The 26706-nt window shown below is 69.9% G+C and carries 25 protein-coding genes and 1 tRNA gene; 10 read left to right on the top strand and 16 right to left on the bottom strand.

The genetic code is table 11. The annotated features are described in order from the left end of the window. Nucleotides 1-98: 98 nt before the first annotated feature. From ABS52_03045 to ABS52_03010, 8 genes are all read left to right on the top strand, one after another. Complete coding sequence (locus tag ABS52_03045) at nucleotides 99-965, top strand: LPS export ABC transporter ATP-binding protein (protein ODT04795.1); 867 nt, start codon at nucleotides 99-101, stop codon at nucleotides 963-965. Next, nucleotides 962-2455 (top strand): RNA polymerase sigma-54 factor, encoded by a 1494-nt coding sequence (locus ABS52_03040; GenBank protein ODT04603.1) that lies wholly within the window; start codon nucleotides 962-964, stop codon nucleotides 2453-2455. Before ABS52_03045 ends, ABS52_03040 begins: the two co-directional genes overlap by 4 nt. Then, nucleotides 2452-3450: a hypothetical protein gene (locus ABS52_03035; protein ID ODT04602.1), complete on the top strand. Its 999-nt coding sequence runs from the start codon at nucleotides 2452-2454 to the stop codon at nucleotides 3448-3450. Before ABS52_03040 ends, ABS52_03035 begins: the two co-directional genes overlap by 4 nt. Further along, nucleotides 3389-4618: a hypothetical protein gene (locus tag ABS52_03030; GenBank protein ODT04601.1), complete on the top strand. Its 1230-nt coding sequence runs from the start codon at nucleotides 3389-3391 to the stop codon at nucleotides 4616-4618. The genes ABS52_03035 and ABS52_03030 overlap by 62 nt, the downstream gene beginning before the upstream one ends. After that, a complete protein-coding gene (locus tag ABS52_03025; protein ODT04600.1) occupies nucleotides 4608-5552 on the top strand; it encodes a hypothetical protein in 945 nt (314 codons plus the stop codon). The genes ABS52_03030 and ABS52_03025 overlap by 11 nt, the downstream gene beginning before the upstream one ends. 79 nt (nucleotides 5553-5631) lie before the next feature. Further along, entirely contained in the window at nucleotides 5632-7953 is a 2322-nt protein-coding gene (locus tag ABS52_03020) for a hypothetical protein (protein ODT04599.1), read from the top strand. Next, nucleotides 7946-8668 carry a dolichyl-phosphate beta-D-mannosyltransferase gene (locus ABS52_03015; GenBank protein ODT04598.1) on the top strand — a complete coding sequence of 241 codons (723 nt, stop codon included), beginning with the start codon at nucleotides 7946-7948 and terminating at the stop codon, nucleotides 8666-8668. The genes ABS52_03020 and ABS52_03015 overlap by 8 nt, the downstream gene beginning before the upstream one ends. A gap of 2 nt (nucleotides 8669-8670) precedes the next feature. Then, entirely contained in the window at nucleotides 8671-9483 is an 813-nt protein-coding gene (locus ABS52_03010) for a diaminopimelate epimerase (GenBank protein ID ODT04597.1), read from the top strand. Between the two features lie 415 nt (nucleotides 9484-9898). Here the strand turns inward: ABS52_03010 and ABS52_03005 are convergent, their stop codons facing one another. Next, nucleotides 9899-10498 (bottom strand): hypothetical protein, encoded by a 600-nt coding sequence (locus ABS52_03005; protein ODT04596.1) that lies wholly within the window; start codon nucleotides 10496-10498, stop codon nucleotides 9899-9901. Between the two features lie 239 nt (nucleotides 10499-10737). Between ABS52_03005 and ABS52_03000 the strand changes: the two genes are divergently transcribed. After that, nucleotides 10738-11157, top strand: coding sequence for a hypothetical protein (locus ABS52_03000; GenBank protein ODT04595.1), 420 nt, complete (start codon nucleotides 10738-10740; stop codon nucleotides 11155-11157). Between the two features lie 111 nt (nucleotides 11158-11268). On the opposite strand, the gene ABS52_02995 is transcribed toward ABS52_03000, so the two are convergent. After that, nucleotides 11269-11342 (bottom strand) — tRNA-Arg (locus ABS52_02995). A 37-nt stretch (nucleotides 11343-11379) separates the two neighbouring features. Between ABS52_02995 and ABS52_02990 the strand changes: the two genes are divergently transcribed. Continuing rightward, entirely contained in the window at nucleotides 11380-11625 is a 246-nt protein-coding gene (locus ABS52_02990) for a hypothetical protein (GenBank protein ID ODT04594.1), read from the top strand. A 304-nt stretch (nucleotides 11626-11929) separates the two neighbouring features. On the opposite strand, the gene ABS52_02985 is transcribed toward ABS52_02990, so the two are convergent. The 14 genes from ABS52_02985 to ABS52_02920 form a co-directional block, all read right to left on the bottom strand. Further along, the gene (locus ABS52_02985; GenBank protein ID ODT04593.1) at nucleotides 11930-12205 is read right to left on the bottom strand and encodes a hypothetical protein; all 276 of its coding nucleotides are present in this window, start codon (nucleotides 12203-12205) and stop codon (nucleotides 11930-11932) included. A 15-nt stretch (nucleotides 12206-12220) separates the two neighbouring features. Continuing rightward, the gene (locus ABS52_02980) at nucleotides 12221-13039 is read right to left on the bottom strand and encodes a hypothetical protein (protein ID ODT04592.1); all 819 of its coding nucleotides are present in this window, start codon (nucleotides 13037-13039) and stop codon (nucleotides 12221-12223) included. A 237-nt stretch (nucleotides 13040-13276) separates the two neighbouring features. Continuing rightward, entirely contained in the window at nucleotides 13277-13939 is a 663-nt protein-coding gene (locus ABS52_02975; protein ID ODT04794.1) for a protein-L-isoaspartate O-methyltransferase, read from the bottom strand. Next, entirely contained in the window at nucleotides 13921-14682 is a 762-nt protein-coding gene (locus ABS52_02970; GenBank protein ID ODT04591.1) for a 5'/3'-nucleotidase SurE, read from the bottom strand. The genes ABS52_02975 and ABS52_02970 overlap by 19 nt, the downstream gene beginning before the upstream one ends. A gap of 87 nt (nucleotides 14683-14769) precedes the next feature. Continuing rightward, a complete protein-coding gene (locus ABS52_02965) occupies nucleotides 14770-15171 on the bottom strand; it encodes a hypothetical protein (protein ODT04590.1) in 402 nt (133 codons plus the stop codon). After that, nucleotides 15168-16163 carry a glycerol-3-phosphate dehydrogenase gene (locus ABS52_02960; GenBank protein ID ODT04589.1) on the bottom strand — a complete coding sequence of 332 codons (996 nt, stop codon included), beginning with the start codon at nucleotides 16161-16163 and terminating at the stop codon, nucleotides 15168-15170. Before ABS52_02960 ends, ABS52_02965 begins: the two co-directional genes overlap by 4 nt. After that, nucleotides 16163-16777 (bottom strand): acyl-phosphate glycerol 3-phosphate acyltransferase, encoded by a 615-nt coding sequence (locus ABS52_02955; protein ODT04588.1) that lies wholly within the window; start codon nucleotides 16775-16777, stop codon nucleotides 16163-16165. Before ABS52_02955 ends, ABS52_02960 begins: the two co-directional genes overlap by 1 nt. A 1-nt stretch (nucleotide 16778) precedes the next feature. Beyond that, complete coding sequence (locus ABS52_02950) at nucleotides 16779-18095, bottom strand: ribosome biogenesis GTPase Der (protein ODT04587.1); 1317 nt, start codon at nucleotides 18093-18095, stop codon at nucleotides 16779-16781. Further along, complete coding sequence (locus ABS52_02945; GenBank protein ODT04586.1) at nucleotides 18092-19396, bottom strand: hypothetical protein; 1305 nt, start codon at nucleotides 19394-19396, stop codon at nucleotides 18092-18094. The genes ABS52_02950 and ABS52_02945 overlap by 4 nt, the downstream gene beginning before the upstream one ends. 251 nt (nucleotides 19397-19647) lie before the next feature. Then, on the bottom strand, nucleotides 19648-21186 hold the full coding sequence (locus ABS52_02940; GenBank protein ID ODT04585.1) for a hypothetical protein: 1539 nt from the start codon (nucleotides 21184-21186) through the stop codon (nucleotides 19648-19650). A 104-nt stretch (nucleotides 21187-21290) separates the two neighbouring features. Further along, on the bottom strand, nucleotides 21291-22466 hold the full coding sequence (locus ABS52_02935; GenBank protein ODT04584.1) for a TIGR00299 family protein: 1176 nt from the start codon (nucleotides 22464-22466) through the stop codon (nucleotides 21291-21293). 27 nt (nucleotides 22467-22493) lie between these two features. After that, entirely contained in the window at nucleotides 22494-23639 is a 1146-nt protein-coding gene (locus tag ABS52_02930; GenBank protein ODT04583.1) for a hypothetical protein, read from the bottom strand. Nucleotides 23640-23672: 33 nt separating this feature from the next. Then, on the bottom strand, nucleotides 23673-25652 hold the full coding sequence (locus ABS52_02925) for an excinuclease ABC subunit C (GenBank protein ID ODT04582.1): 1980 nt from the start codon (nucleotides 25650-25652) through the stop codon (nucleotides 23673-23675). A gap of 26 nt (nucleotides 25653-25678) precedes the next feature. After that, a partial coding sequence (locus ABS52_02920) for a lipid II flippase MurJ (GenBank protein ODT04581.1) occupies nucleotides 25679-26706 on the bottom strand: 1028 nt, incomplete at its 5' end.

Raw genomic sequence — 26706 nt, 5'->3', positions numbered from 1 at the left:
GGCTCATCGACTACCCGATCCCGGGGGACCAGGACGTCGGCGCCAAGATTCGCGTCGCGGAGTCCCTCTGGGATGAGGTCGCCCCCCAGCGCGTCGACGTGGCCGAGACCCTTCGCCTCACCGGCGAGCACGCCACGGCGGCGGCGGGTCCGTCGCCCACCGCCCGTCGCTCCGGTGAGGTCGCGGTCGTCCCCGCGGGGAGCACGCTCGAGGCGAAGGGGCTCGTCAAGATCTATCGCAAGCGCCGCGTCGTGCACGACGTCGCCCTTCACCTCCAGCAGGGAGAGATCGTCGGCCTGCTGGGCCCGAACGGGGCGGGGAAGACGACGACGTTCTACATGATCGTCGGCCTCATCCAGCCGGTCAGCGGCTCGATCCACCTCGACGGCGAGGAAATCACCCGGATGCCGATGTACAAGCGCGCGCGCCGCGGCATCGGCTATCTTTCCCAGGAGCCGTCGATCTTCCGCAAGCTGACCGTCGAGGACAACATCCTGGCCATCCTGGAGACGTTGCCAATCACGAAGGAGGAGCGTCGATCTCGGTTGGAGACCCTGCTCGACGAACTGAGCATCAAGCACCTCCGGCACAGCAAGGCCTACGCGCTGTCCGGGGGGGAACGGCGCCGCCTCGAGATCACCCGGGCGCTGGTCTCCCAGCCGAAGTTCATGATGCTCGACGAGCCGTTCGCCGGGGTCGACCCGATCGCGGTCCACGACATCCAGACGATCGTGGCCGGGCTGCGCCATCGCGGTATCGGAGTGCTCATCAGCGACCACAACGTGGAACAGACACTCGATATCGTCGACCGTGCCTACATCATGTTCGACGGCCAGGTGAAAGTCTCCGGGACCGTGCGCGACCTCGTCTTCGACGATGAGGTCTCGCGCATCTACCTGGGGCCGACGCTCACCGCACGCCTGCGCACCCGCTTCGCCGCCGAGAGGGAGGGGCAGCCCGCATGAAGACGGGGCTCAGCCAGAGCACGTCGCTCCGGCAGGAGCTGAAGGTCAATCCACGCCTGTACCAGGCGATGGACCTGCTCTACATGCCGCTGCTCGACCTCCAGCAGCACCTCAAGCAGGAACTCCTCAACAACCCGTTCCTCGAGATGACCGAGCCCGACGAGGACGACTCGGAGGAGGAGGAGCGCGAGGGCGAGGAGGGGCCGGTCGACCTGGCGGAACCGGAGACCGCGCCGCCGGAGGAGCGGGAGTCGGTCAACAACGAGACGATCGACTGGGAAGAGATCCTGCTCGACGGCTTCGAGACCGGCGGGGTGCGCGAGGAGCACGAGGAGCGCGAGTACTACGAGCCCGTCTCGGTGGAGCGGCGCGACCTCGACGACCACCTCAAGGACCAGATCTCCCTCCTCGAGCTGACCCCGCGCCAGTTGCTGCTGGCGGACGAGTTCGCGGGCAACATCAACGAGGACGGCTACCTCACCTGCGCGATCGACGAGATCCTCGACGGCATCAACGAGGTGGTCGCCCGCGCGGCCGAGCGCGAGGGGTTCGAGGGCACGCTCCCGCTGTACACCCCGGCCGAGGCCGAGGAGATGCTGCGCATCGTCCAGACGCTCGACCCGCCCGGGGTCGGGGCGCGCGACCTCCGCGAGTGCCTCCTCTTGCAGCTGCGCGACCTCCAGCAGGAGGGGACGCTGCAGTTTCGCCTCGTGCACGACGCCTTCGACGAGCTCATCGCCCACCGCTGGAGCGAGATCTCGAAGCGCTTCGGCATCAGCGCCCAGGACGTGCAGCACGCCGCCGACGAGATCGCCAAGCTCGACCCCAAGCCGGGATTGCGCTACAGCGTCGCCAACGACGGCTACATCGTCCCGGACCTCGTCGTGGAGAAGATCGACGGCGAGTACCACGTCTTCATCAACGACGCCAACCTCCCGCGCCTCCGGCTCAGCAAGGCGTACCAGGACATCGCGCGTGACAAGAAGAAGTTCGACGGCGAGAACAAGGAGTTCATTTCCTCCAAGCTCAACTCGGCCAACTGGATGATCCAGGCGATCGAGCAGCGCCGCCAGACGATGCTCAAGGTCATGAACTACATCGTCGACCGGCAGCGCGACTTCTTCGAGAAAGGGGTGCAGTACCTCAAGCCCCTCACCCTGCGCGAGGTGGCCGAGGTGATCTCCATGCACGAGAGCACCGTCAGCCGCGTCACGAACGAGAAGTACGTGCAGACGCCGCGCGGCGTCCTCCCCCTCAAGTTCTTCTTCTCGTCCGGGCTGAGCACCACCGGGGGCGAGGACGTGTCGGCGCGCGGCATCAAGGACCAGATCGAGAAGCTGGTCGCCAGCGAGGACGCACGGAATCCGCTCACCGACCAGGCCATCGTGAACATCCTGCGCGAGAACGGCGTCAACATTGCACGGCGCACCGTCGCCAAGTACCGCGACCAGCTGGGGGTGCTCTCCGCGCGCATGCGCAAGCGGGTATGACCCCGCCGCCCATCCGCGTCTCCGTCCTCGTCCCGGCGAAGGACGAGGCCGAGAACCTCCCGCTCTTCATGGAGCAGGCGGCCGACGCCTTCGCCGGCCTTCCGCATGGCGTCGAGGTCATCGTCATCGACGACGGGTCGGTCGACACGACCTGGGCCGTCCTCGAACAGCTGCGCGCGCGCTACCCCTTCCTGCGCACCACCCGCCATCGCGCGCGCCGGGGCATCGCCGATGCCCTCCGCACCGGATACCTGGCGGCGCGAGGCGACATCCTCGTCTTCTATCCCGCCGACCTGCAGTTCAAGCCGGCCGACATCCCGCGCCTCGTCGCCCCGATCCTCGCCGACGAGGCGGACATGGTGACCGGCTTCAAGGAAGGGAAGTACGAAAAGGCCTTCGTGTCGTCGGTGTACAACCGGCTCAGTCGCGCCCTCTTCCACGTCCCGGTCCGCGACCTCAACAGCGTCAAGGCCTACCGGCGCGAGATCATGGAGATCCTCCCCACGCGCCCCGATTGGCATCGGTACATGATCGTCATCGCCGCCGCGCAGGGATACACCGTCACCGAGATCCCCGTCCCGCTGTATCCGCGGCACGCCGGCCGGTCGAAGTTCGGGCTCGGCCGCATCCCGGTCGGCGTCCTCGACATGCTCTCGGTGTGGTTCGAGCTCCGCTTCGCCCAGAAGCCGCTCCTCCTGTTCGGGATGCTCGGGGCAGCGCTCTTCGCCGTGGGCGCACTCGCCGGGGTGGCGGCGCTGGCCTGGCTCGCGATCACCGGCGTCGGCGTGCGCGCCGTCTGGACGGTGATCCAGACGTGCCTCATCCTCGGATCCGTCTTCTTCGCCACCGGGCTCCTGGGTGAGCAGGTGGCCGGGCTGCGGGCCCAGGTGCGCGAGCTCCGGCGCGTCGCCGACGAGCGCCGGATGGACCCGGGTGACGCGCGCGGGGCGCCGCCCCCGGGGGCCCCCCGGCGCGAGGGGCACCACGATGCCTGACGCGCCCACGCTGCGCGTCCTCTTCCTCACGCATTCCTACCCGCGCGTCCCCGGAGACGCGGCCGGGTCGTTCCTGTTGCATCTGGCGGTCGCCCTCCGCAAGGAGCGGGTCGACGTCCAGGTGGTGGCGCCCGCCGCCGACGCCCTCCCGGAGCACGACGTCTTCGAGGGAATTCCGGTCGACCGCTTCCACTACGCGCCGCGCCGCTACGAGAACCTCGCCTACACCGGCGAGATGGCGCAGGAGGTGCAGCGCTCCTGGCTGGCGAAGTTCGCCCTCGTCGGCTTCCTCGGCGCCGAGTTCGCCGCCGCGACACGGGAGCGGCGCGCCTTCGCCCCGCACCTCGTCCATGCGCACTGGTGGTTTCCCGGCGGATTGGTCGGCACCTGGGCCGCCGGGCTCGCCGGGATCCCGCTGGTGACCACGATGCACGGAACCGACGTCCGCCTCGCCCGCGCCCGGACGTTCGCGCGCCCGCTCTTCCGTCATGTCCTCCACCACTCGCGGGCCGTGACGACGGTCTCGCGCTGGCTCGCCGACGAGGTGCGCGACCTGGTCCCGGGGGTCGCCCCGCTCGTCGCCCCCATGCCGGTGGCCACGTCGCTCTTTCATCCGGCCGCCACGCGGAGCAGCGACCGCGTCCTCTTCGTGGGACGGCTCAATGCGCAGAAGGGGGTCGCCCTCCTGCTCGACGCCATCGCCCGGATGCGGCACCAGGTCGCCTTCGACCTCGTCGGCGACGGACCCGACGCCGCCCCCCTCAAGGCGCAGGCGGCCCAACTCGGGATTGCCGATCGCCTCACCTGGCACGGCGCGCGCCCGCAGACCGAACTCCCCGCCTTCTACCAGCGCGCCAGCGCCCTCGTGGTCCCGAGCCTCGAGGAGGGGCTGGGCCTGGTGGCGGTCGAGGGCCAGCTGTGCGAGGCGCCGATCGTCGCCTTCGACTCGGGAGGGATCACCGACATCATCACCCACGGCGAGACCGGCCTCCTGGCGCCCGCCGGCGACGCGGACGCCCTCGCGGCCGCGCTCGACCGCCTGTTCGACGACCCCGAGCTGCGCTTCGCGTTAGGCAGGGCGGGGCGCATGTCGGCCCTCGGCGACTTCGCTCCCGAATCGGCGGCGCGGCGGTACGCCACCCTCTACCGATCCATCGTTGCGCCGTAGCGCGCTCCGCATCGGGTTCGCCCTCCTGGCGCTCGCCGCCGTGGCGCTGGCGGGACGCGCCATCGCCACCCAGTGGCACGCCTTCGTCGCCTCGGGAGCCCGCCTCACGCCGCGCTGGTCGCTCCTCGCCCTCTCCAGCGGGATCGTCCTCGTGGCGTACGCCCTCCTCGTCGAGACCTGGCGCCGGGTGGTCCGCGCATGGGACGCCGACATCCCCTGGTCGCAGGCCGCTCGCATCTGGTTCATCTCCAACCTCGGACGCTACCTCCCGGGCAAGGTCTGGCAGATCGGGGCCATGGGGGTGATGGCGCAGCAGCGCGGCGTCTCGGTGCTGGCCGCGACCGGCTCGGCGCTCGTCATCAACCTCGTCAACCTCCTCGCCGGCTTCGGCCTCGTCGTCGTGACGGGAGCGGAGTTCTTCGAGGCGCGGGGGGCCGCAATCGTCCTCGGGGCGATGCTCGTCGGCGGGATCGTCCTTGCGCCGCGGGTGATCCCGCTGGCGGCGCGCGTCGCGGGGCGCATCCTGCGACGCGAAGTCACCCTCCCCGCGCTCCCCGACCGCGCCCTCTGGCTCGCGTCGATCGGCTGCCTCCTGGCCTGGATCCTCTACGGCATCGCCTTCCGCATCTTCGTGGCGGGGATTCTCGGCGCCGCGCCGGGACGCACGACCTCCTACATCGCTGCCTTCACGGGATCGTACCTCGCTGGCTACATTGTGCTGTTCGCGCCCGGCGGCATCGGGGTGCGTGAGGGGTCGTTGATCGTCGCCCTGGGCCGCCTCGGACTGGCGCAGGCGGGGGCGGCCGGCGTCATCTCGCTCACCTCGCGCCTCTGGCTCACGATTCTCGAAGTCCTTCCCGGGCTCGGCTACCTGGCCGCCGACGCCTTGCGCGGGCGCCGACCCATTTCCCCTCGTCATGACTCGCAAGCCTGACGCCGCGGTTCCCACCGGCCCCGCATCGGCTGCGTCCCCCCCTCCCGCGCCCCGCTTCGCCCTCGGGTGGGCCGCCCTGGTGCACGCCGTCTGTACGCTGGCGCTGGGATTCCCGGCCCTGGCCGGCAAGTTCCTCGTCAATCCGTACTCCGACCAGTACATCGCCGGCTACGCCTTCCGCGAGTTCGCCCGGAGCCACTTCAAGCAGTTCGGCGAAATTCCGCAGTGGAACCCCTACCTGTTCGGGGGGATGCCATTCGTCGACGCCATGCACGGCGACACGTTCTACCCGACGGCGCTCCTGCGCCTCCTCCTCGGGACCGACACCGGGATGACCTGGGGGATGCTGCTCCACGTCTTCCTCGCCGGCTTCTTCACCTTCCTGTTCCTGCGCGCCCTGGGGCTGTCCTTCTTCGCGTCGGTGATCGGTGGCGTGGCGTACCAGATGGGCGGGAACGTCGCGGGGCTCGTCTCCCCGGGACACGACGGCAAGCTCTTCATCGCCGCCCTCCTGCCGCTCGCCCTCTACTTCGTGGTGCGCGGCGTCCGCGACGGCCGCAACGCCGCCTGGGGCCCGCTCGCCATCGTCGTCGGGCTCGCGGTCCTCTCGCCGCACCCGCAGCTCCTGCAATACATGCTGCTGGTGACCGGGGCGTTCGCCCTCTTCCTCGCCCTCGGCTTCGGCAGCGACACCGTCGTGCCCAGGCGCGCCGGGATGCTTCGCCTCGCCAGTGCGCTCGGCGCCGTCGCCGTGGGAATGGTGATGGGTGCCATCCAGTTCTGGCCGGTGCGGGCCTACGAACCCTTCTCGCCGCGTGCGGGAGGGAAGGGGTGGGAGCACGCGATCTCCTACTCGATGCCCACGGAGGAGGTGCTCAACTTCGTCGTCCCCCAGTTCTCCGGGATACTCGACAAGTACTGGGGGAGAAACGGCATCCACTTCCACTCCGAGTACATCGGGGCCGCCGTCCTCCTCCTGGCCGGCCTCGCCTTCGGCGCATGGACCCTCCGCTCGCACACGCGCATCGTGCGCTTTTGGGGCGGCGCCTTCGTGATCGCACTCCTGTGGGCGCTTGGCGGGAACACCCCGTTCTACTCCCTCGTATACGCCCTCGTCCCCGGAACGAAGTACTTCCGTGCGCCCAGCACGATGCTCTTCGTCGTGTCCTTCTGCACGGCGGTGCTCGCGGCGTTCGGCGCCGAGCGCATCGTGCGCCTCGAGGATCGGCGTCGGTACGTCATGGGATGGGGCGTCGCCGCCCTCGTCATCGGCGCTCTCGGCGCGCTGGGAGCGCTCACGAACCTGGGACTCTCCATCGCCGGTCCCGACCGAGCCGATCTGGTGCTGGCCAACGACGGCGCGCTCAGGGTGGGAGCGATCCGCAGCATGGTCTTCATCCTCCTTGCCGCGCTCACGGTCTTCGTCGTCGCGACGAAGCGTGTCTCGCGCGACCTCGGCGGGATCATCCTCCTCCTCGTCGTCGCGCTCGACTGCTGGAGCGTGACCCGCCGGTACTGGATGTTCTCCGAGCCGGCCAAGGTTCTGTTCGGCTCCAACCCGGTCGTGGACTACCTGCAGCGCCAGCCTGGGCCGTTCCGCGTCCTGTCGTTCCAGACCGCGCCGTCCGAGGGGGTACACGATCCCTTGCTGAACTACGACGGGCTGATGGTGCACGGCATCTCGTCGGTTCTGGGCTACCATGGCAACGAGCTTGGCGCGTACGACCGGCTGGCCGGGAAGGATGAAGGATTCCGTCAGGTGGCAAATCCCAACTTCTGGCGGCTCCTCAACATGCGCTACGTGCTCACCAACTCGCCGGAGAACATCGGCATCCCCGAGTTGAAGCTGGTCGCCGGCCCTGCGCGCGACGCCGCGGGAAGCGAGTTGTACCTGCACGAGATCCCGATGGAGACCTCGTATGCCTGGGTCGCCCCGGTCATCGTGAAGGGCGACGAGGCCGCGGTGCTCGGCACCGTGCTCGACCCGCGCTTCGACGTCCGTCGCGCCGCGATCTTCGACACCTCGGCTGCAGTGCAGGGGGAGTCGATCACCGCTCTCCCTGAGCCCCTGACCATCAAGGCGAGCGTGAAGCGGTACGAGCCGGGCCGGGTGAGCATCGAGCTCGACACGCCGGCCCCCGAGGGATCGGCGCTCATGGTGTCCGAGAACTGGTATCCCGGATGGACAGCCACCGTGGACGGCAAGGCCGCCACGATCGGCAAGGCGGCCGTTTCGCTCATCGGCGTCGCCTTGCCGACGGGGGCGCGTGCCATCGACCTGCGCTTCACGAACCCGGCATACGAGACCGGGAAGGGGGTGACGTTCGTCGCCGTTGCGCTGGCGCTCCTCCTGTTCGCCATGGGGCTGTGGGCCGACCGACGAGGGGCTCGACGTGTCTGAAAAGGCGCTGGTCATCGTCCCGACGTACAACGAGCGGGAGAACGTCATTCGCCTGATCGACGCGGTCCTCTCGCAAGCTCCGTCGCTCGAGGTGCTCGTCGTCGATGACGGTTCGCCCGACGGGACGGGGACCCTGGTCGACGAGCGCGCCGCGGGCGACCAGCGCGTCCACATCCTCCACCGCCCTCGCAAGATGGGGCTGGGGACCGCCTACCTGGCCGGCTTCAAGTGGGCGCTCGAGCGGGACTACGAGCTCGTCTTCGAGATGGACGCCGACTTCTCGCACGATCCGTCTCACCTTCCGCAGTTCCTGGAGAGCGCGAAGGACGCCGATCTGGTGCTCGGCTCGCGGTACCGCGATGGGAAGGTCACGGTGGTCAACTGGCCCATCTCACGCCTCATGCTCAGCTACAGCGCGAACATCTACGCGCGTATCGTGACGGGGCTTCCGCTGTTCGACGCCACGGGCGGATTCAAGTGCTTCCGCCGGAAAGTACTCGAGGCGATCGACCTAACCGACGTCCGGTCAAACGGTTACGCGTTTCAGATCGAAATGAGCTTCCGGGCGTGGCGCAAGGGGTTCCGGATCGTGGAGATCCCCATCGTCTTCGTCGACCGTACCGAGGGCGAGAGCAAGATGTCCAGGCGCATCGTCCGCGAGGCGATCTGGATGGTCTGGCGTCTGCGCTGGTGGGGCATCACGAACAGGGTGTAGTCATGGCCGGACGGCGATTCTGGAAGATGAGCGGGTCGGGGAACGACTTCGTCTTCTTCGACGCGATGCGCGAGTCCGCGGGCGCGCTGGCGACCCCGGAAGTGATCGGGCGGCTGTGCGAGCGCCGAACGGGGATCGGCGCCGATGGCGTGGTCTTCCTCGAGCCGCACCCGACGCACGCCTTCTCCATGCGCTATTTCAACCGCGACGGTACGCTGGCCGAGATGTGCGGCAATGCCGCGCTGTGCAGCACGCGGCTCGCGACCGAGCTCGGTATCGTCCGCGGGGGAGATTTCGCCTTCCAGACGGTCTCAGGCCCCGTGACGGGGCGGTTCGTGGACGGACACCCGGAGATCGACATGGTGCCGGTCACCGATCTCCAGGCGCGCTTCGACACCCCCCTGATTCCGGGCGAGGAACGGATGGGGTTCGCGCGCGTCGGTGTCCCGCACCTCGTGGTACTGGTGCCGGACGTCGAACAGGTCGACGTCTATCACCGCGGCAAGGAGCTCCGGAACCTCCCCGGGCTTCGCGACGGGGCGAATGCGAACTTCGTCTCGCGCACCCCCTCGGGCGGGTGGTCGATCCGCACGTACGAGCGCGGGGTGGAGGAAGAGACGCTCGCCTGCGGGACCGGCTCGGTCGCCGCGGCCTCGCTCCTGACGGCGTGGGGACTCATCCCCGGGAGCGTGACGCTGACGACCCGCTCGGGGTGCGAGCTCCGCGCCTCGGTGGCGGAAGGGACGGAGAAGGGAATCCCGGTGCTCCGCGGCGAGGGACGCATCGTCTTCGAGGGGACGTTGGGCGAAATCTGAGCCCGACCGGCTTGCCCCGAGTCACTGTCGCCAGGACCAGGCCTGGCCCCAAGCGGCTGCGACCCATCGATGCGCCGGACGCCCGTCGGCGCATCGTCACCGGCCGGGTGAGACCGCGATTCCGACCAGAAGAGCCGCATCGCCCGGCCGTCCCGCGCGATGCTTGGCGCCAACGCTGCGCAAGCGCCGGACCCACAACGACATGACAGACACCCAGGAAGGGGAGCGGCGCACCGTTTCTCCACACTTTCCCACGGACGAAGTTTACATAACACCTATTATGCGTATGATTGCTGCCGAGAAAACGTGCCGGGCCGAGGGTCGCTCCCCGGCCCGGCACTCTCCCGCCACCTTCGCAGCAGGCCCTTCGTTCTTGGCAGTTGTCGAGGCTGGCCGTCGACTTTCGCGGGCGAGGCTACTTGCTCGCCACCGCCGCGCCAAGCTCACCCACCCGGAGGCGAGCCTCGCCGTTCAGCGGTGATGCCTGATCCTCGGCGATGGCCTGCCAGATCTTGAGCGCCTCATCCTTCTTGTTGGCCGCCACGAAGGCACGCGCCGCATCCGACTTGTAGCTCTCCCGCTCGCTCGGCAACTCCGACTTCTCGGCCGCCTTGAGGTATTCCGCCGCGGCGTCGGCAGGTTTTCCGGCCTGCTCGAGTCCCGCGGCCCGCAGCGCGTGCAGCGACGCCTGGAGCGCCCCGGCCGAGCCGGCCTCGTCCAGGGCCTTCAGCCCGTCCTCGACCTTCCCCTGCTCGAAATACACCCGCGCCAGCAGGAGGCGCGCCTGCACGCCCGCGTTCGTCGAGCCGTAGCGCTGCACGACCTTCTGCAGGTCGGCGGCCGCGAGCGGGAGGTTACCGGCGGCCACGCTGCGCTGCGCGTCCACGAGCGCACGCGACGCCTGCGCCGACTTGGTCGCGTTCGAGCGAGACACGACCCACGTGCCCGCGACCGCCGCCACGACGACGATGGCGCCGATGCCGAGCTGGCGCGTGTGCGCGCGCACCCAGTCCATTACTGACTCTGCCGAGTCTTCGAGCTGCGGCCGCGCCGCTTCACCTGTTTTGGTCATGTGTCGTGAGGAATTCCCGCTCCCGGCCTGTTGTTTCTCAGGAGCTCTTAATCTCGTTATGGCCCACGCCGATTTCCGGACGAGACAAAGATGCGCAGCGCCGCGCGTGTAAGGAAGTGTGGCCTTGTCACTGCGTGACTTTCCGCTATCCTTCACAGCGCCCTCACCCTCAACCACTTACCATGATTAGGCGCAAAGGCATTTCACGCATCGACCAGCCGGAGAAGCACAATCACGGCTGGCTCGTCCAGGTCACCTTCGAGGGAAAGACGCACCGAAAGTGGTTCTCGGACAACAAGCATGGCGGCAAGAAAAAGGCGTTCGCGCAGGCCGTGATCTGGCGCGACAAGACCGAGAAGGCCCTCGGCAAGCCGCAGACGGGGCGTGTGGTGGTGAGGTCGCGCCGCAACCGGTATGGCGTGACCGGGGTGCAGTGGGACAAGCGGCACCAGGCGTTCATCGTCTCCATCAACCCGGAGCCCGGCCGGCAGAAGCGCTACTACGTCCCGGCCAAGGGGCGCAAGAAGGCCGAGGCGCTGGAGGAGGCGAAGAAGCTGCGCCTGAAGCTCGAGAAGGAAATCTACGCCAAGCGCGGCGCCTGATCGTCCCTCCGGCTCGCGTCACGGGGCCCCGACCGCGACCTGCGCGGTGGGGCCCCGTCACCTTTCCCTCCCCATGCGTCACGCGGTGCGAGCCAGCCGCGTCCGCACCAGTGCCCCCGACACGATTCGAACGTGCGACCAACGGTTTAGGAAACCGCTGCTCTATCCATCTGAGCTACGGGGGCGAAGTCGGCACCTAACGCCGGGAATCTACCGGGACGGATGGGCGCGGTAAAGGCGACGTCCCGCACCACGCCACCGCGGCTAACCGTCGAAGACGACCGCACTCTCGACCCGCTGCCCGGGCAGGAGCGCGCGGCCGCCGAGGAATCCGAGTTCGAGAGGCGGGCCGCCGCCGCTGCGGTCCCCCCGGTCGCCAGCACGTCGTCGACGACGAGCACGCGCGCGCCAGCCCCCAGCGCATCCACGTGCACCTCGAGGGCGTCCGTGCCGTACTCCAGGGCGTAATCCTCGCGCGTCGTCCGATACGGCAACTTGCCCGGCTTGCGGACCGGGACGAGCCCGGCGCCTAACGTGACCGCCACCGGACCGCCGAACAGGAAGCCCCGGCTCTCCACGGAGAGCACGTGCGTGACGCCGAGCGCCCGGAACGGCACGGCCAGCAGGTCGCACGACGCCCGGTAGAGCCCCCCGTCCCCGAGGAGCGGCGTGATGTCCTTGAAGGTGATCCCGGCCCTGGGATAGTCGGGGATGTCACGGATGGCGGCGCGGATGGCGGCGCGCAGCGCCATGGCCGGCGAGTCGCCCCGGGTCACTTGAGGACGGTGAAGGGATGCGGCAACTCGAGCGTGGGCTGGGGAACCAGGGAGATCACCTGCTTCACCTCGGCCCCGCGGGGGCCCTCGCGCACTGCCGCCAGAAGCGCGCGCAGCGCCTCCTCGCTCCCCGACGCGGCGATCTCGACGTTGCCGCTCGAAAGGTTGCGCACCCACCCCGCCAGCTGCAGCGCCCTCGCCCGGTCCTGGACAAACCCGCGAAAGCCGATCCCCTGGACCCGGCCTGCAACCTCGATGTGTACGACGGGCACGAGCGAGCGCGAACGTTATCTGCTGGCGGAAAGGAGTGACGCGAGCACGCTCGCCAGCACGGCCGCCGGTCCCGCGTTCGCGTCGGTCACGGGCACAATCTCGCCCCTGCGCACGCGCTCCGCCACCTGCTCGAGGAGCTCGGCGACACGCTCCCGCCCCTCGTCCGGCGCCTCCGCCACCGGCGCCGGAGCTCCGCGTTCGCCCTCCTGGGGCGGCGCACCACCCTGCCCGACGCTCGCCTCCCACGTATCGGGCGCAGCGCCCCTGCCCCCCCCGGTCCCCACCTCGAGCACCTGGCGTTCCCCCGGAGCCTCGCCGGGGGTGTGGGATGACGCGACGTCCGGGATGAGTGCCGGCGCGACGTACGCAGGGTCGACGATCGCTTCCTCCTCGAGCTCCCCCGCTCGCCCCGGGAGCGGATCGGGCAGTCCCCTTCCGACCAGTCCCCCGTCTCCTGACCGACCGGCGTCGAGCCGGGGCTCGTTCTCGACGGCCGCCACATCCCCGAGGGCGTCGGCCTCGCTCCACCCCCACTCATCTCGCCGGGTGGGGGGCTCGTCGGAGCGGTCGATGGTCGCCGACAGCGAGGTGCGGCGTGGCTCATCCGCTGCGTCGACCGCTCCGTCGACCGCTCCGTCGACCGCTGCGTCGACCGCTGAATCGACCGCTCCATCGGCCGGTGAAGCGACCGCTGCGTCGACCGACGGCGACGGGAGCTCGGGCTCGTCCGCCCAGTCGACACTCATCGACCGCGCGAGGAGCTGCGGCTCGGCGAGGAGCTGCGGCTCGGCGAGGAGCTGGGCCTCGGCCTCCCCCCTCGACCCCGTCGGCACTGGCGGCACTGGCGGCGGCACATGGGCCGCCGGGAATGGCGCGGCGAAGGGCGAGACGGCGGGACGACGGGCGCCGAGCGGGCGTAGCCCGCCTCCCTGCCCCGCCCCCTTCGGCGGCCCGGCGAAGGGGCGAAGCGCGGGCCGGCGCGGGGACTGCCCGCCCTGGTCCTGTGAGTCGTCTGCCATGAGAGCCGCTCCGGTCGACAAGCGTTGGTGGCTCCCGCGTGCCCACCCTCCCTAGGGTGACGCCCAGCCGTGGGTGCCCAACAGCGGGACGAACCGCACGGGGACGATGTCACGCCGCTCGATGCGATCCGGGAGCCGCGTCACCATCGTCAGCATCTGCTCGTCACGGTTGCCCAGCGGGATCAGCAGCCTCCCTCCGACCGCGAGCTGGTCGACGAGCGGCTGCGGGAGGTCGGGCGAGGCGGCGGAGACGAGGATCGCATCGTACGGCGCATACTGCCGCCAGCCGATCGTGCCGTCGCCGAGCAGAAAGGAGACGTTGCGGCTGCCGCACTCGCGCACCACGGCACGCGCCTTCTCGAGCAGCGGCGCGACACGCTCGATGGAGAAGACCTGGGCGGCCAGGTGGGCCAGGAGCACCGTCTGGTACCCCGATCCCGTCCCGATCTCCAGCACGCGCTCGGTGCCTTGCAGCTGAAGCAGCTGCAGGTAGCGGGCGTGGACGCTGGGCTGGGAGATCGTCTGGCCGCTGCCGATCGGCAGCGAACTGTCCTCGTACGCGCGATGGCGCACGCCCGTGGGGACGAAGAGGTGCCGCGGCGTCTCCTCGATGGCCCGGAGCACGGCCAGGTCCGAGATCCCGCCCGCCTGCAGCGCCTCCACCAGGCGGCGACGGGCACCGCGGAACTCGGGCGTTACGGGGCTCGCCACCAGCGCTCCGCCGCGTCCAGCATGTCCCGATGGGTGAGGTCGAGGTGCAACGGCGTCACCGACACGTAGCCGTCGCGAATGGCCTGGAAATCGGAGTCCCCGCTCCCGGTCCACGAAATCTCCCCGCCGCCGATCCAGAAGATCTTCCGCCCCCAGGGATCCTTCATCGGCTGGATCGAGTTGGAGTAGACCCGGCGCCCGAGGCGGGTGAGCCGGATCCCCTTGATCTCGTCGCCTCGTACCGGCGGAAGGTTCACGTTCAGCAGCGTCCCTGCCGGAAAGGCCGGGAGCGACGTGAGATGACGGAGGAGCGGGACGAGGAACTCGACCTGCTCGTCGAGCTTCGCGATATCGGCGCGGAGGTCACCGCCGGCGAACGACAGGGCGATCGACGGAATCCCGAGGGCGAGCCCCTCCATGGCCGCCGAGACCGTTCCCGAGTAGAGCACGTCCTCGCCCATGTTCTGGCCGTGATTGACCCCGCTGAGCACGAAATCGGGGCGCGCGTCCATGAGGGACTCGACGGCGAGCATCACGCAGTCGGTGGGGGTCCCGTCGACCTGGTACCGGTGCTCGCCCCGACGCACCGGGCGCAGGGGATGGTGCAGGGTGAGCGAGTGAGACGTCGCGCTCTGTTCGCGGTCGGGGGCGACGACGGTCACCTCGCCGATCTGTTCCGCGGCGCGCACGAGGCACTCGAGGCCGTGGGCGAGAATGCCGTCGTCGTTGGTGCAGAGGAATCGCATGATGTCGCTAACGCTAGTGATCGCTCGGGACCGGGGCTAGTTCCCGGTCGCGCGCCGGGCGACCACCACCCGTCGCAACCGCCTCGCTCACTCCCCTCGCTTCCCCGACGCCTCGCCACCGTCGCGCGGCGGGAGGGGGGCGGAGCCGTCGAGAATCTCCGCCAGCTGCTGGAGTTCCCGTTCCAGCTCGGCGAGTGTCTCCACGGCCAGCGCCTCACGGGCGGCGACGCGGATCGTCCCGCCCTTGCGGTGCTCGTCGACCCGCTGCCGCGCGCCGTCGATCGTGTACTTCTCGGTATACAGCAGGTGCTTCACCAGCTGGATGAGCTCCACCTCGCGCCGCTGGTAGACCCGGTTCCCCGAGCGGTTCTTGGCCGGGTTCAGGAAGCGGAACTGGCTCTCCCAGTAGCGCAGGACATGCGGCTTGAGATCGGTCAGCTGACAGACGTCGCCGATGGAGAAGAACTCCTGCACCACCTCGTCGCTCATCCGTCACGCTCCGGGCGCAGCTCGCGCCCCATGAGGTCGGCCAGCGCGTCGTGCGGGGCCTGCTGCTCGAAGAGGATCCGCGCGACGGCGGCCACGATCGGCATATCCACCCCCATGCGCACCGCGAGCGCCCGCGCGCTCTCGGTCGTGGTCACCCCCTCGGCCACGCTCTCCGTCGCCGCGAGCACCTCCTCGAGCGGACGCCCCTTCCCCACCTCCACCCCCACCGCGCGGTTGCGGCTCAGGGCCCCCGTGCAGGTGAGGACGAGGTCGCCCATCCCCGCCAGCCCGGCAAACGTCTCGGGACGCGCGCCTAACGCGACCCCCAGTCGCGTCATCTCGGCCAGGCCGCGCGTGATCAGCGCCGCCCGCGAGTTGAGCCCGAGCCCGACCCCTTCGGCGATCCCGGTCGCCACCGCCATCACGTTCTTGAGGGCGCCGCCGACCTCCACCCCCGTGACGTCGTCGTTCGTGTAGACGCGGAACGAGGAGGAGCTCAGCGCACGTTGCACCACCTCCGCGGCCTCGCCATCCCCGGACGCGGCCACCACCGCGGTCGGCATGCCGCGCGCCACCTCGAGCGCGAAGCTCGGCCCGCTCAGCGCCACCACCGGGTGCCCCGGCAGCTCCTCGCGCACCACATCGGTCATCAGCGCCAACGATCCGCGCTCGATCCCCTTCGTCGCGACCACGGCGAGGGCCCCGGGCGCCACCACCTCGCGCCCGCCGCGCACCACGTCGCGCAGCACGTGCGACGGGGCGACATACACCACCAGCTCGGCGTCGCCGAGCGCCTCCGACAGCGAGGTGGTGGCGCGAATCGCGGGGTCCAGCGTCGCCCCCGGCAGGAAGCGCGGGTTTGCGTGGGTGAGGTTGACGTGCTCCACCACGTCCGCCTCCCGCGCCCACAGGCGCGCCGCGTGCCCGCCGCGCGCCAGCAGGTGCGCCAGCGCGCTCCCCCACGCCCCCCCACCGACCACCGTGCACCGCATCAGCGCCCTCCCCCGCCGGGGCGCCCGAGGCGCGACTCCTCGCCACGCCGCAGCCGGCCGATGTTGGCGCGGTGCGTCCACACCACGAAGGCGGCCAGGGCGAGGGCCAGCCCCCCCAGGGGCGAGCGCCCGCCCTCGCGGACCAGCACCACCAGCGCCAGCGCCGCCGCTCCCAGCATCGACCCTAACGACACGTAGCGGGTCGTCGCCACCACCACCGCGAAGGTCGACAACGCCACCAGGAACGGGAGCGGCGCCAGGGCGGCGAAGGCGCCGGAGGCCGTCGCCACTCCCTTCCCCCCGCCCCTGAACAGCCCCCCGTAGGGGCGCACGTGCCCCACGATCGCGCTCACCCCGAACGCGGCCGGCCACCATCCTCCCTGGGCGCCGGTGAGCGCGGGGAAGGCCAGTACCGGCACCGCCCCCTTCGCCGCGTCCAGGATGAGCACCACGAGGGCCGCCGGGGCTCCCAACGTCCGGTAGACGTTCGTCGCCCCCAGGTTCCCCGAGCCGTGCTCTCGCAGGTCGATCCCCCGCAGCACCCGTCCCGCCACGTAGGCGAACGGCGTACTGCCGAGCAGGTAGGCCGCCACGAGGCCAACGAGGGGGAGCATGTCAGGCGGCCGCCACGTGCTTCTTCTTCACCTGGACCCGGAGGGGATTCCCGGTGAACCCCCACGCTTCGCGGAAGCCGTTGTGCAGGTAGCGCACGTAGTGCTCCTCCAAGGCGTCGGTGTTGTTCCCGAAGACGACGATCGTGGGGGGAGCGGTCTCGACCTGCGTCGCGTAGTGCAGGCGCACCTCGCGCCCGGCCGCCTGGGGCGGCTGGCGCCGGCTCACCAGCTCCTCGAGGACCGCATTGACCTGCGCCGTCGGAATCCGCTTCAGCCGCTCAAGCTCCACTTCCAGGAGCGTATCGAGGACCCTCGTCACGCGCTGCCCCGTCTTGGCCGAGGTGAAGAGGAACGGGACGAAGGCCAGGTAGGGAGCCTTCTCCACGCACTTCTTCTGGAACCTCGCCGCCGTCTTCTCGTCCTTCGACACCAGGTCCCACTTGTTGACGATCACGATCAGCCCGCGCCCCGCTTCCCAGGCCAGCGCGGCGATCTTGAGGTCCTGGTTCAGGAGCTCCTCGGTCCCGTCGATCAACAGGCAGCAGATGTGGGCCCGGTCGATCGCCCGGCGCGTGCGCAGCGCCGAGTAGAACTCGACACCGTCCTCGACGCGGGACTGCCGGCGCAGCCCGGCCGTGTCGATGAAGACCAGGTCGCGCTCGTGATAGCGCATGGGCGAATCGATCGCGTCGCGCGTCGTCCCGGCCACGTCCGAGACGACGAGCCGATCCTCGCCGAGCAGACGGTTCACGAACGACGACTTCCCCACGTTGGGGCGCCCGATGACGGCGATCTTGAGCGAGGTGTCGTCTTCCGGCGCGACCTCGGGGATGTGCTTGACCACCTCGTCGAGCATGTCGCCCGACTGCTTCCCGCTGACCGCCGAGACCGGGATGGGGTCGCCCGCGCCGAGCTCGTAGAACTCGTAGAAATCGGTCGTCCGGGGATTGTCCACCTTGTTGGCGATGACCAGGAACGACTTCCCGGACGTGCGCAGGATCTCGGCGATGCGGTGGTCCACCGGATGCAGCCCGGCTCGCGCATCCACCACGAAGAGGAGGAGGTCCGCCTCGGCGATGGCCTGTTGCACCTGGCGGCGGATCTCCACGTCCATGGCCGCCCGCGGGTCGTCGGTGATCCCCCCGGTGTCCACCAGCCAGAATGCCGACCCCGCCCACTCCGCCTGCCCGAAGTGGCGGTCCCGCGTCGTCCCCGCCTCCTCGCTCACGATGGCGGTGTTCCGACCGACGATGCGGTTGAACAGCGCCGACTTGCCCACGTTGGGGCGCCCGACCAGCGCGACGACGGGAAGGCTCACGATGCCCCCGCCACGCTGGAAGACATGGAGTGACCTTCGAGTTGCAGCACGTCGATGAAGTCGTAGGAAGGATAGACCGGCATCGGGAGCGACTCCCGCACGCCGACGAACGTCAGGTCGTCGAGGAAGATCCCGTCCTCGTTGATCGTCTCCGCCGGGATCAGCGCCAGGTCCACGTCGTGCCGGTCCCGCAGCGCACCGAGGACGTCGGCACCCACCAGGAGCCCGGCCGTCGTCGTCGTGGGGCCGAACAGGGAGTTCGTGGTCACCAGCATCTCGAACGTCGCCCCCGTCGCGGCCGTCAGCTGCGCCAGCAACGGCGGCATGATCTCGCGCATCGCGCGCCCGGTGACGACCGCGATCCGCTTCCCATCCAGCCGGGGGAGCGTATCCAGCCCCTGCGCCACCCGATGCCGCAGGCTCGTCACCGCCCCAACCCCGTTCTCGATCTGGGCGAAGTCCCCATAGTGCGCCACGTCCGGGAGCTCCCGGCCGGCCAGGAGATACAGCTCGTCCGACCCGTACACCCACGCCTCGCCGCGCTCGGCACGCCCCCGCGCCGCCCAGCGCTCCGCCGTCTCCAGCAGGCGAAGGGCGTTCTGGCGATCCATCGACTCCCCGGTGTACAGGTGCGAGAACTGCGTCAGCCCCACGGGAACGAGCGCCACCGACAGGCAGGCGTCGCCGAAGTTCCAGAGGTCCGTGAGCGACTGCTCCAGCACCTCCCCATCGTTGAGCCCGGGAACGACCACCATTTGCCCATGGAACTGGATCCCCCCGTCCACGAGGCGCGTGAGCTGCTCGACGATGTTGGGAACGCGCGGATTGTTGAGGAGCTTCTTGCGCGCCTCCCAGGGCGTCGCATGGACCGAGACGTAGAGCGGCGAGAGGCGGTACTCGATGATGCGCTGGACGTCGCGCTCCTTGAGGTTGGAGAGCGTCGCGAAGTTCCCGTACGCGAACGACAGGCGATAATCGTCGTCGCGGATGTACAGCGGCTTCCTCAACCCCTTTGGGAGCCCCTCGATGAAGCAGAACTCGCAGCGATTCGCGCAGCGCCGCACCGAGGGTGGCTCGAGCTCGACGCCAAGCCCCTCGCCCTCCGGGCGTTCGATGTCGTACACCACCTCGTCGCCGCCCGGGAGGCGCACCGCGACCTCCAACTCGTCGTCGGCGGTCAGGAACTCCCAGTCGAGGAAATCCGCGATCTCTCGCCCATTGACGGAGAGAATCTCCGTCCCGGGGACGATCTCGAGTTCCTGGGCGATGCTGTCGGGAAGGACGCGGGCGACGCGGACCATGGACGGGCCAGAGACGAACGGGGGAAGGACGCGTTGACACGCAATCTTCCCCCGAAAACACTGAAGTCCACCCGACTGGATGGACCTCAAGGAACTTAGTAGTTCACCGCGCCGATATCAATGCGGCGCATACACTTTCACCCTTGAACCCGTCGTCACGCCTCAGGATGGCCGGGGGGAAGGACGACGGCGGCGTAGCCCGTCCCGGGCCACGCCGCCGTGTACTCCCGTCGCCGCTGCCTGGCCCTCGGCTAGCCGCCGAGCGGGGCGTAGCGATAGGCGAGGATCCCCGCGCCTTCCACCTCCACGCGGAACGACTTCGACTTCTTCGCGCCGACCGCCTCGACCACGACGTCCTTGGTGGAGACCACCGTCCCGGCGGCATCGAGGAACTCGAACTTGAGCGTATAGCTCTTCTCGGCGTCCGTCGTGTTCTCGATCGCCCCACCCAGCGTGTGCTTGTTCTCGTCGTGCGCCCACAGGTTGAAGGTCACCTTGACCGGCGCCTCGGACATGCGCTTGAAGTACTTCAGGAGAGAATCGTTGGCGGCGGCGTACGCCTTCGCCTCGGGCGAGGTGGCCGGCTTCTTGGCCGCCGCGTCCTTCCGCAGCTTGGCCTCGTTCTGGTAGTACAGTGCCCAGAGCTGGTAGTTGTCGGGGTTCTCCGGGTCGACGTTCACCAGGCGGGTGAGGATCGCGGGGACCTCGGTCCACTTCTCCAGCTTCTGGAGTGTGACGGCGTAGTTGAACAGGCCATCGCGCGAGGCGACGTTCTTCTTCAGCCCGGCGTCGAAGAGCGCCGCCGCGTCGGCGGCCCGATCGGCGCGGGCCGCGTTGACTCCGGCCTCGAACAGCGCGGCATCGGAGTACGTGCCCGGGCTCGCGATCATCGCGCCGAACACCTTCTCGGCGGCGGCGCTGTTGCCGCTGGCGATCTGCGCGCGGGCAAGCGCCCCCTGCGCCTTGGCGTCACCCGGGAACTCGGCGAGGTACGCCTCGAGATAGGCCGTCGCATCCGCGAACTTGGCCGCCTTCGCCTCCCCCTCGAGCGACTCGCCCTGCGACATCACCAGCTGGGCGATGTTGAGCATGACGTTCTTGCGCTCCTCGACGGTGGCGGTGTCGCCCTTCATGAGCGTAGCCATCTTCTTGAACGACACCACGGCGGCGTCGACCGAGTCCTTGGACTGCTGGACGTTGCCGAGGATGTTGTAGGCGATGTACGCCAGGCGGTAATCGTCGTAGACGGAGAGGCCGCGACGGACGAGCGCCGCCGCCGAGTCGGTGAGTTGCTGGTTGTAGACGTTGACCGCCGCGTTGACGAGCGGGGCATACAGGCGCCGGCGCGACTCCTCGGTCTCGGCCTTGCACGCCGGGTTGGAGGCCTCGACGAGGTCGAACGCCGAGTCCGTCGCCGCCACGAGGTCGATCATCCCGTCGGGATCGGTGGCGTAGCCCACGCTGCCGCGCTTGACCGGGGCGAAGCCGCTGTCCTTGTACTGCTCGGCGATCATGGCGAGCGCGCGCCCGAGCACGAAGGCGCGCCCCGTGGGATTGGCGGCCACGATCTTCTCCTGGTCCTTGGTCAGGAGCGTGACCGCCTGCAGCATCGCCTTGCGCTTGTCCTCCGGCTTGCCGATCGGGAGGTCGGCCTTGGTGAGCGCGCTGGCGGCATCCTTCACTTGATTCGGCTTCTTCTCATCGATGGTGCACGCGTCCTGCGCCACGCCGGGAACCGGGCGAAGCGCGAGCGCGAGGGTGAGGACCACCGAGAAGCGGAACAGGTTCATTCGAGATCTCCTTGCATGGAACGGCGCGCCAGGCGCCTGGAACGGCGCGCGGCCGCGCGCCTGACTGGGCGCGACGCGCGCGCCGGCGTGAATCCTACCCATCTTCAGCAATCGCGTTCCGCCTCGGCCAGGGCCAGCGACGACACGTCGCCCAGCGTCCGGCCGGTGGCTTGCGCCACCGCCCGCACATCATCGAACTCCGGCTTGGCGCGCCGGGTGCCGTTAGGCAGGATGGCGACCTTCACCCGCACGCGGTGCCCCAGCACGCGCACGGCCCGCGCCTCGCGCGTGAGGGCACGCCGTTCGACGACCGAGCGCCGGATGCCTAACGTCGACGTGTTCGCGAACAGGATGTCCTCGATGCGCCCGACGTCGTCTTCGCGCACCAGCGCCTCCATCCGCGTCCCCACGCGCCCCTTCTTCATCTGGGTCGCCGTCAGCACCACGTCCAGCGCGCCCGCCTCCCGCACCAGATCGGCGCACCCCGCCACCAGTTCCGGCGACAGGTCGTCGAGGTCGGTGGCCAGCAGGACGAGGCGCTCGACACCCTCGTCGCCGGCGGTGACATCGTCGGCCAGCGTGATGCGGAGGGCGTTGGCCCGTCCCAGCAGGTCCTTCGTCCCGGCACCATACCCGCTGCACCGCGGGATGTAGCGCGCCGGGGGAGCGCCGGTCGACAGCACCTTCACCAACGCCGCCCCCGTCGGCGTGACCAGCTCCCCTGCCCCCTCGGGGCCGGGGCGCACGGTGTGCCCTTCCAGCAACCGGAGCGTGGCCGGCGCGGGGACGGGGAGGATCCCGTGTGCCGCCTTCACGAAGCCGTCTCCCAGCGAAATGGTCCCACAGCAAACGCGCGAGACCCCCAGTTCGCTCAACCCCCAGATCGATCCCACGATGTCGAGGATGGCGTCCACCGCCCCGACCTCGTGCAGGTGGACCTCGTCGGCACTCACGCCGTGGATCTCACCCTCCTCCTCCGCGATGGCGGTGAAGGCCTGATCGGCACGCTCGCGCACCAGGGACGGGACCGGCGCCTTGGCCACGAGGGCGCGGATCTCGTGGATGTGGCGCCCGTGCGGCTGCTCGGGAATGTCGAAATCCACCTTCTTGCACGCGATCATCCCGCGTTGCACATCGGCGATGCGCACCCGCACATCGCCCAACCCGAGACGCACCGGGAGCGCCTCGAGCCAGGCGGGGTCGAGCCCCACGTGGACGAGCGCCCCCAGCATCATGTCTCCGGAAATGCCGCTGAACGGTTCGAGGATCGCGATGGTCACGGGAGAAAAATACACTGCCTGGGCGCGCTATGCCCGGTAGCTGGCTCCACTCCCCGTGTTGTAGACCACGACCTCGCTGTCGGCCGAGAGGCGCCCCAGCCGAACCAGCTTCGCGGTGACGAAGAGCGCCGCCCCCCCTTCCGGGGCCGCGTCGATGCCGGTGAGGTGTGCCAGGCGGGCCGTGTAGTCGCGAATCTCCTCCTCACTCGCACTCTCGGCGTCGCCGCCGCTCTCCCGCAGCGTCTTGAGCACCAGCCGGTCGCCCAGCGGGCCGGGAACTCGCAGCCCGCTCGCGTGGGTCCACGGGTTCTCCCATGGGGTGGCGCGGTCGGCCCCCTCGGCATGCGCACGCACGAGCGGTGCACAGCCAGACGCCTGCGCGACGATCATCTGCGGGAGGCGTGCACCCGCGTCGAGCCACCCCCAGGCGCGCATCTCGTGGAAGGCCTTCCACATCCCGATCACCCCTTCCCCCCCCCCGGTGGGGTACACGACGGCGTCCGGCAGCCGCCAGCCGAGTTGCTCGGCGAGCTCGAGGCCGAGCGTCTTGTTTCCCTCCGCGCGGTATGGCTCCCGCAGCGTGGCGACGTTGAAGAAACCCGTCGCGTGCGCGTGTTCGGCGCTCAGCCGCCCGCAGTCGCCGATGTGTCCGTCGATCGTCACCAGCTCCACTCCCATCGCGCGGATGGTGTCGAGGATGGGGCGCGGGGTGGTGTCGGGGGCGTAGATGCGTGCCGCGAGCCCGGCCGCGGCCGCGTACGCCGCGAGCGCCGCCCCGGCGTTTCCTGCGGTGGGAACCACCAGCCCGGGGACGCCGCGCGCGCGCGCACGCGTCACGGCGGCACTCAGCCCACGCGCCTTGAACGACGCGGTCGGGTTGACCCCTTCATCCTTGACCCAGAGGCGGCGGACCCCCACGAGACGCGCGAGCCCGGGATGCTCGGACAGCGGAGTCATCCCCTCGCCTAACGATACCGGCGCCTCGCCGTCGGCGAGCGGGAGGGCGGCCGCGTACCGCCACATGTCCCACCGCGGGAGCAGGGCGTCACGCCTGGGCGCGGGACCGTCGAGGACGGCGAGGAACGGTTGGCCGCACGTGGGGCACAGGCCGACACCGGCATCCTGCGTTTCGGGGTGGCCACAGGCAGAGCAGGCGAGGGTCCAGCGGGGCATGTCAGGAAGTGTGAAGGGAGGGAGGGAGCGGGGTCAGTGCGTGTGTGGGGACGACGGGTCGATGACAGCGGATGGAGCGGCGGCAGGCGATGGAGCACCTGGCGCGGACGGATCGTCGACCGCCCCTGGATCAGATGACGCGCCACCCCCTCCGGGCGCTGCGCCCGGGGCCACCGGCTCCCCGGGGGTGCTCGACGCTCCATCCGTCGGCCGCAACGCCTGCACGACACGGCGTGCCGAGGCGAGGGAGAACCCGGGGAGGGCGGCGATGTCCTCGGGAGCCGCGTCGCGGACCCCCTGCAGCGAGCCGAACGCCTTCAGGAGGACGCGCCGCCGGGCAGTGCCGATGCCCGGTATGCGCAGCAGCTCCGACGTCAGGGTGCGCATCGAGCGACGCGCCCGGTTGAACGACACCGCGAAGCGGTGCGCCTCGTCGCGGGCCTGCTGCAGGGTGCGAAGCGCCGGGGAGCGACGCGAGAGGCGGAGTGATTCGCTCCGTCCGAGGACGAAGATCTCCTCCTCCTTCTTCGCCAGCGAGATGAGCGGCATCTCACCAAGCCCCAGTGAGCGGAGGGCTTCGTGCGCCGCGTTCAGCTGCCCCTTGCCGCCATCGATGACGACCAGGTCGGGGAGCGGCTTCCCCTCCTCGAGGCGACGCCCGAAATAGCGCGCGACCACCTCGTGCATCGACGCGAAGTCGTCGGTCCCCTCCACCGTCTTCACCTTGAACTTGCGGTACTCCGCCCGGCGCGGTCGCCCATTCTCGAACCAGACGCACGATCCGACCGTGTCGGTCCCATGCGCCGTCGAGATGTCGAAGCAGACGAGGCTGCGCGGCAGCTTCTGGAGCCCGAGTTCGCGCTGCAACTCGTACACGGGGCTCGCCGCCCGCTCGTCCGCCTCGTCGGCCGCCAGCTTGAACTCCTCGAGGAGGTGGCGCGCGTTCTGTTCCGCCAGCTGCACCAGCTCGCGTCTCGGGCCGCGCTGCGGCACGACGACCCGCGTCGTCCGCAACGTCTCCTCCAGCAGGGCCCGGTCCTCGAAGTCCATCGGGACCAGCAGCTCCGCGGCCCGCTCGTTCGACGGCGCGTAGGCACGCGCCAGGTACGCCGAGAGGATGGCGGCGTCCTCCTCGCCCTCGAGGTTCTCGAGGAAGCGCTGGTCGCGCGCCAGGAGCTTGCCCCCGCGCACCCGGAGCGTCGTGACGCAGGCGTCGTCGCCGTCGCGCGCGTAGCCGATCACGTCCCGGTCCCCCCCCTCGACCTGCACCACGACCGTCGGTTCCTCGAGCGTCTCCAGGCGCAGGAGCGCATCGCGCAGCTCCGCCGCTCGCTCGAAGTTGAGCGAGGCGGAGGCTTCCTGCATGCGTTCGCGCACGCGCGAGACGACCTCCGCCGTGCGCCCCTCGAGGAAGAGGACGACCTCATCGATCATCGCCCGGTAGTCGGCCTCGCTCTGGTATCCGACACACGGCGCCTTGCACTTCCCGATGTGGTAGTCCAGGCAGGGGCGGTCAGGGGCGTCCTCGGGGAGCGCGTAGTGGCAGGAGCGCACCGTGAAGATCCGCTTGACGACGTTGAGGGCGCGCCGCATCGCCCCGACGTCGGTGTACGGCCCGAAATAGCGCCCGCCGTCGCTCCGCACGATGCGGGTGACGAGCAACCGCGGGAACGGCTCCTGCACCGTGACCTTGATGTACGGGTACGACTTGTCGTCGCGCAGCGCGATGTTGAAGCGGGGGCGGTACTCCTTGATCAGGTTCGCCTCGAGGAGGAGCGCATGGGCCTCGGTCGGGACGACGATCGTGTCCAGCTCGGCGATCAGCCGCACGAGCGCCTGCGTCTTGACCGAGCCCTCGTGCGTGCTCGCGAAGTAGCTGCGCACCCGCGAGCGCAGGCGCTTTGCCTTCCCGACGTACAGCACCGTACCCTGGGCATCCTTCCAGAGGTAGACGCCGGGGGTCTCGGGGAGGTGGGGGAGCTTGGCGGCGACGTCCGCCGGAGTCTCGCGCATGAATGGAATCTACAGCGCCCGGCTCCTCACCTGCGCCCCACGCCCCTCCCCAAGCGCCCCGCGATCGCCCGCGCCTGCGGGACCCCCGCGGCGAGCGTGGCGGCGCCGTAGCCGAGTGAGAAGGTGCCGAGGACCGCGGCGCTCGCGACGATTCCGCGCGCCCCTCCGAGCACCTCGCGAACCCCCCATCCGATCGCCGCCGCGGTCACCGCGCACCCCCACAGCGTGAAGAGGAACGACCGAGGGAGCGAGACCGCGCCGATGCGCAGTCCGACCGCGCGCCGCAACAGGGCGAACTCGACCCACGCCGCCACCCCTGCCGAGGCGGTGAGTCCGGTCACGGCCCAGCGAGGGTCGATGCCCAGCACCCCGGGAAGCCAGAGCGAGGCCACGAAGCCCAGCGCCGTCGTCAGCGCCACCCGTACGATCGCGAACCGGAGGGGGGTGCGCGTGTCATGCAGCGCGTAGAGGGAGCTGGCGTACAGGCGCCCGAGCGTCGAGGCCAGCAACCCGACGGCGGATCCGGCCAGCACGCCCCACACCCACTGCACCTCCCTGGCCTGGAACTCGCCCCCTTCGAAGACGAGGCGCGCCAGCAGGTCCCCGAAGGCGAGGAAGGCCACGGCCGACGGGACGATGAAGAAGGCGATCCGCCGCAGGCCGAGGGCGAGCCGGTCGCGCAGGCGATCCGCGATCTCCGCGCTCTCGCCGGTCACGCTCGACATCGCGGGGAGCTCGGCGGCCGAGATCGACATCCCGAAGAGGGAGACGGGGAGCATGTAGAGCAGCTGCACATTGTTGAGGATCGTCGGCGCCCCCATGACCAGGAACGAGGCGATGAACGAGTCGATGTAGGCGCTGAGCTGCGTGACGCCGCGCCCCACGAAGACTGGCCCGAAGTTGCGCAACACGGTGCGCACGTGCGGCGAGCGCGCGCTCACGCTCACCCGCCAGGCGCCGAGCACCCGCGACACGTTGCGCCACTGCACCGCCAGCTGCAGCGCCGATCCGGCGACGCTCCCCCATGCCAGGATGACCGCGAGGCGCGGCAGCG

The organism is Gemmatimonadetes bacterium SCN 70-22 (genome assembly GCA_001724275.1).
Classification (GTDB): Bacteria; Gemmatimonadota; Gemmatimonadetes; order Gemmatimonadales; family Gemmatimonadaceae; genus SCN-70-22.
The sequence above is the reverse complement of the archived record's forward strand: the minus strand, read 5'-3'. Positions and strand labels throughout refer to the sequence as shown.

Excerpts from the sequence above, each read along its gene's own strand:
- ABS52_03040 (ODT04603.1), top strand. The coding sequence starts at position 962 with ATGAAGACGGGGCTCAGCCAGAGCACGTCGCTCCGGCAGGAGCTGAAG.
- ABS52_03035 (ODT04602.1), top strand. The coding sequence starts at position 2,452 with ATGACCCCGCCGCCCATCCGCGTCTCCGTCCTCGTCCCGGCGAAGGAC.
- ABS52_03010 (ODT04597.1), top strand. The coding sequence starts at position 8,671 with ATGGCCGGACGGCGATTCTGGAAGATGAGCGGGTCGGGGAACGACTTC.
- ABS52_03005 (ODT04596.1), bottom strand. The coding sequence starts at position 10,498 with ATGGACTGGGTGCGCGCGCACACGCGCCAGCTCGGCATCGGCGCCATC.
- ABS52_03000 (ODT04595.1), top strand. The coding sequence starts at position 10,738 with ATGATTAGGCGCAAAGGCATTTCACGCATCGACCAGCCGGAGAAGCAC.
- ABS52_02990 (ODT04594.1), top strand. The coding sequence starts at position 11,380 with ATGGGCGCGGTAAAGGCGACGTCCCGCACCACGCCACCGCGGCTAACC.
- ABS52_02970 (ODT04591.1), bottom strand. The coding sequence starts at position 14,682 with ATGCGATTCCTCTGCACCAACGACGACGGCATTCTCGCCCACGGCCTC.
- ABS52_02965 (ODT04590.1), bottom strand. The coding sequence starts at position 15,171 with ATGAGCGACGAGGTGGTGCAGGAGTTCTTCTCCATCGGCGACGTCTGT.
- ABS52_02960 (ODT04589.1), bottom strand. The coding sequence starts at position 16,163 with ATGCGGTGCACGGTGGTCGGTGGGGGGGCGTGGGGGAGCGCGCTGGCG.
- ABS52_02955 (ODT04588.1), bottom strand. The coding sequence starts at position 16,777 with ATGCTCCCCCTCGTTGGCCTCGTGGCGGCCTACCTGCTCGGCAGTACG.
- ABS52_02945 (ODT04586.1), bottom strand. The coding sequence starts at position 19,396 with ATGGTCCGCGTCGCCCGCGTCCTTCCCGACAGCATCGCCCAGGAACTC.
- ABS52_02940 (ODT04585.1), bottom strand. The coding sequence starts at position 21,186 with ATGAACCTGTTCCGCTTCTCGGTGGTCCTCACCCTCGCGCTCGCGCTT.
- ABS52_02930 (ODT04583.1), bottom strand. The coding sequence starts at position 23,639 with ATGCCCCGCTGGACCCTCGCCTGCTCTGCCTGTGGCCACCCCGAAACG.
- ABS52_02925 (ODT04582.1), bottom strand. The coding sequence starts at position 25,652 with ATGCGCGAGACTCCGGCGGACGTCGCCGCCAAGCTCCCCCACCTCCCC.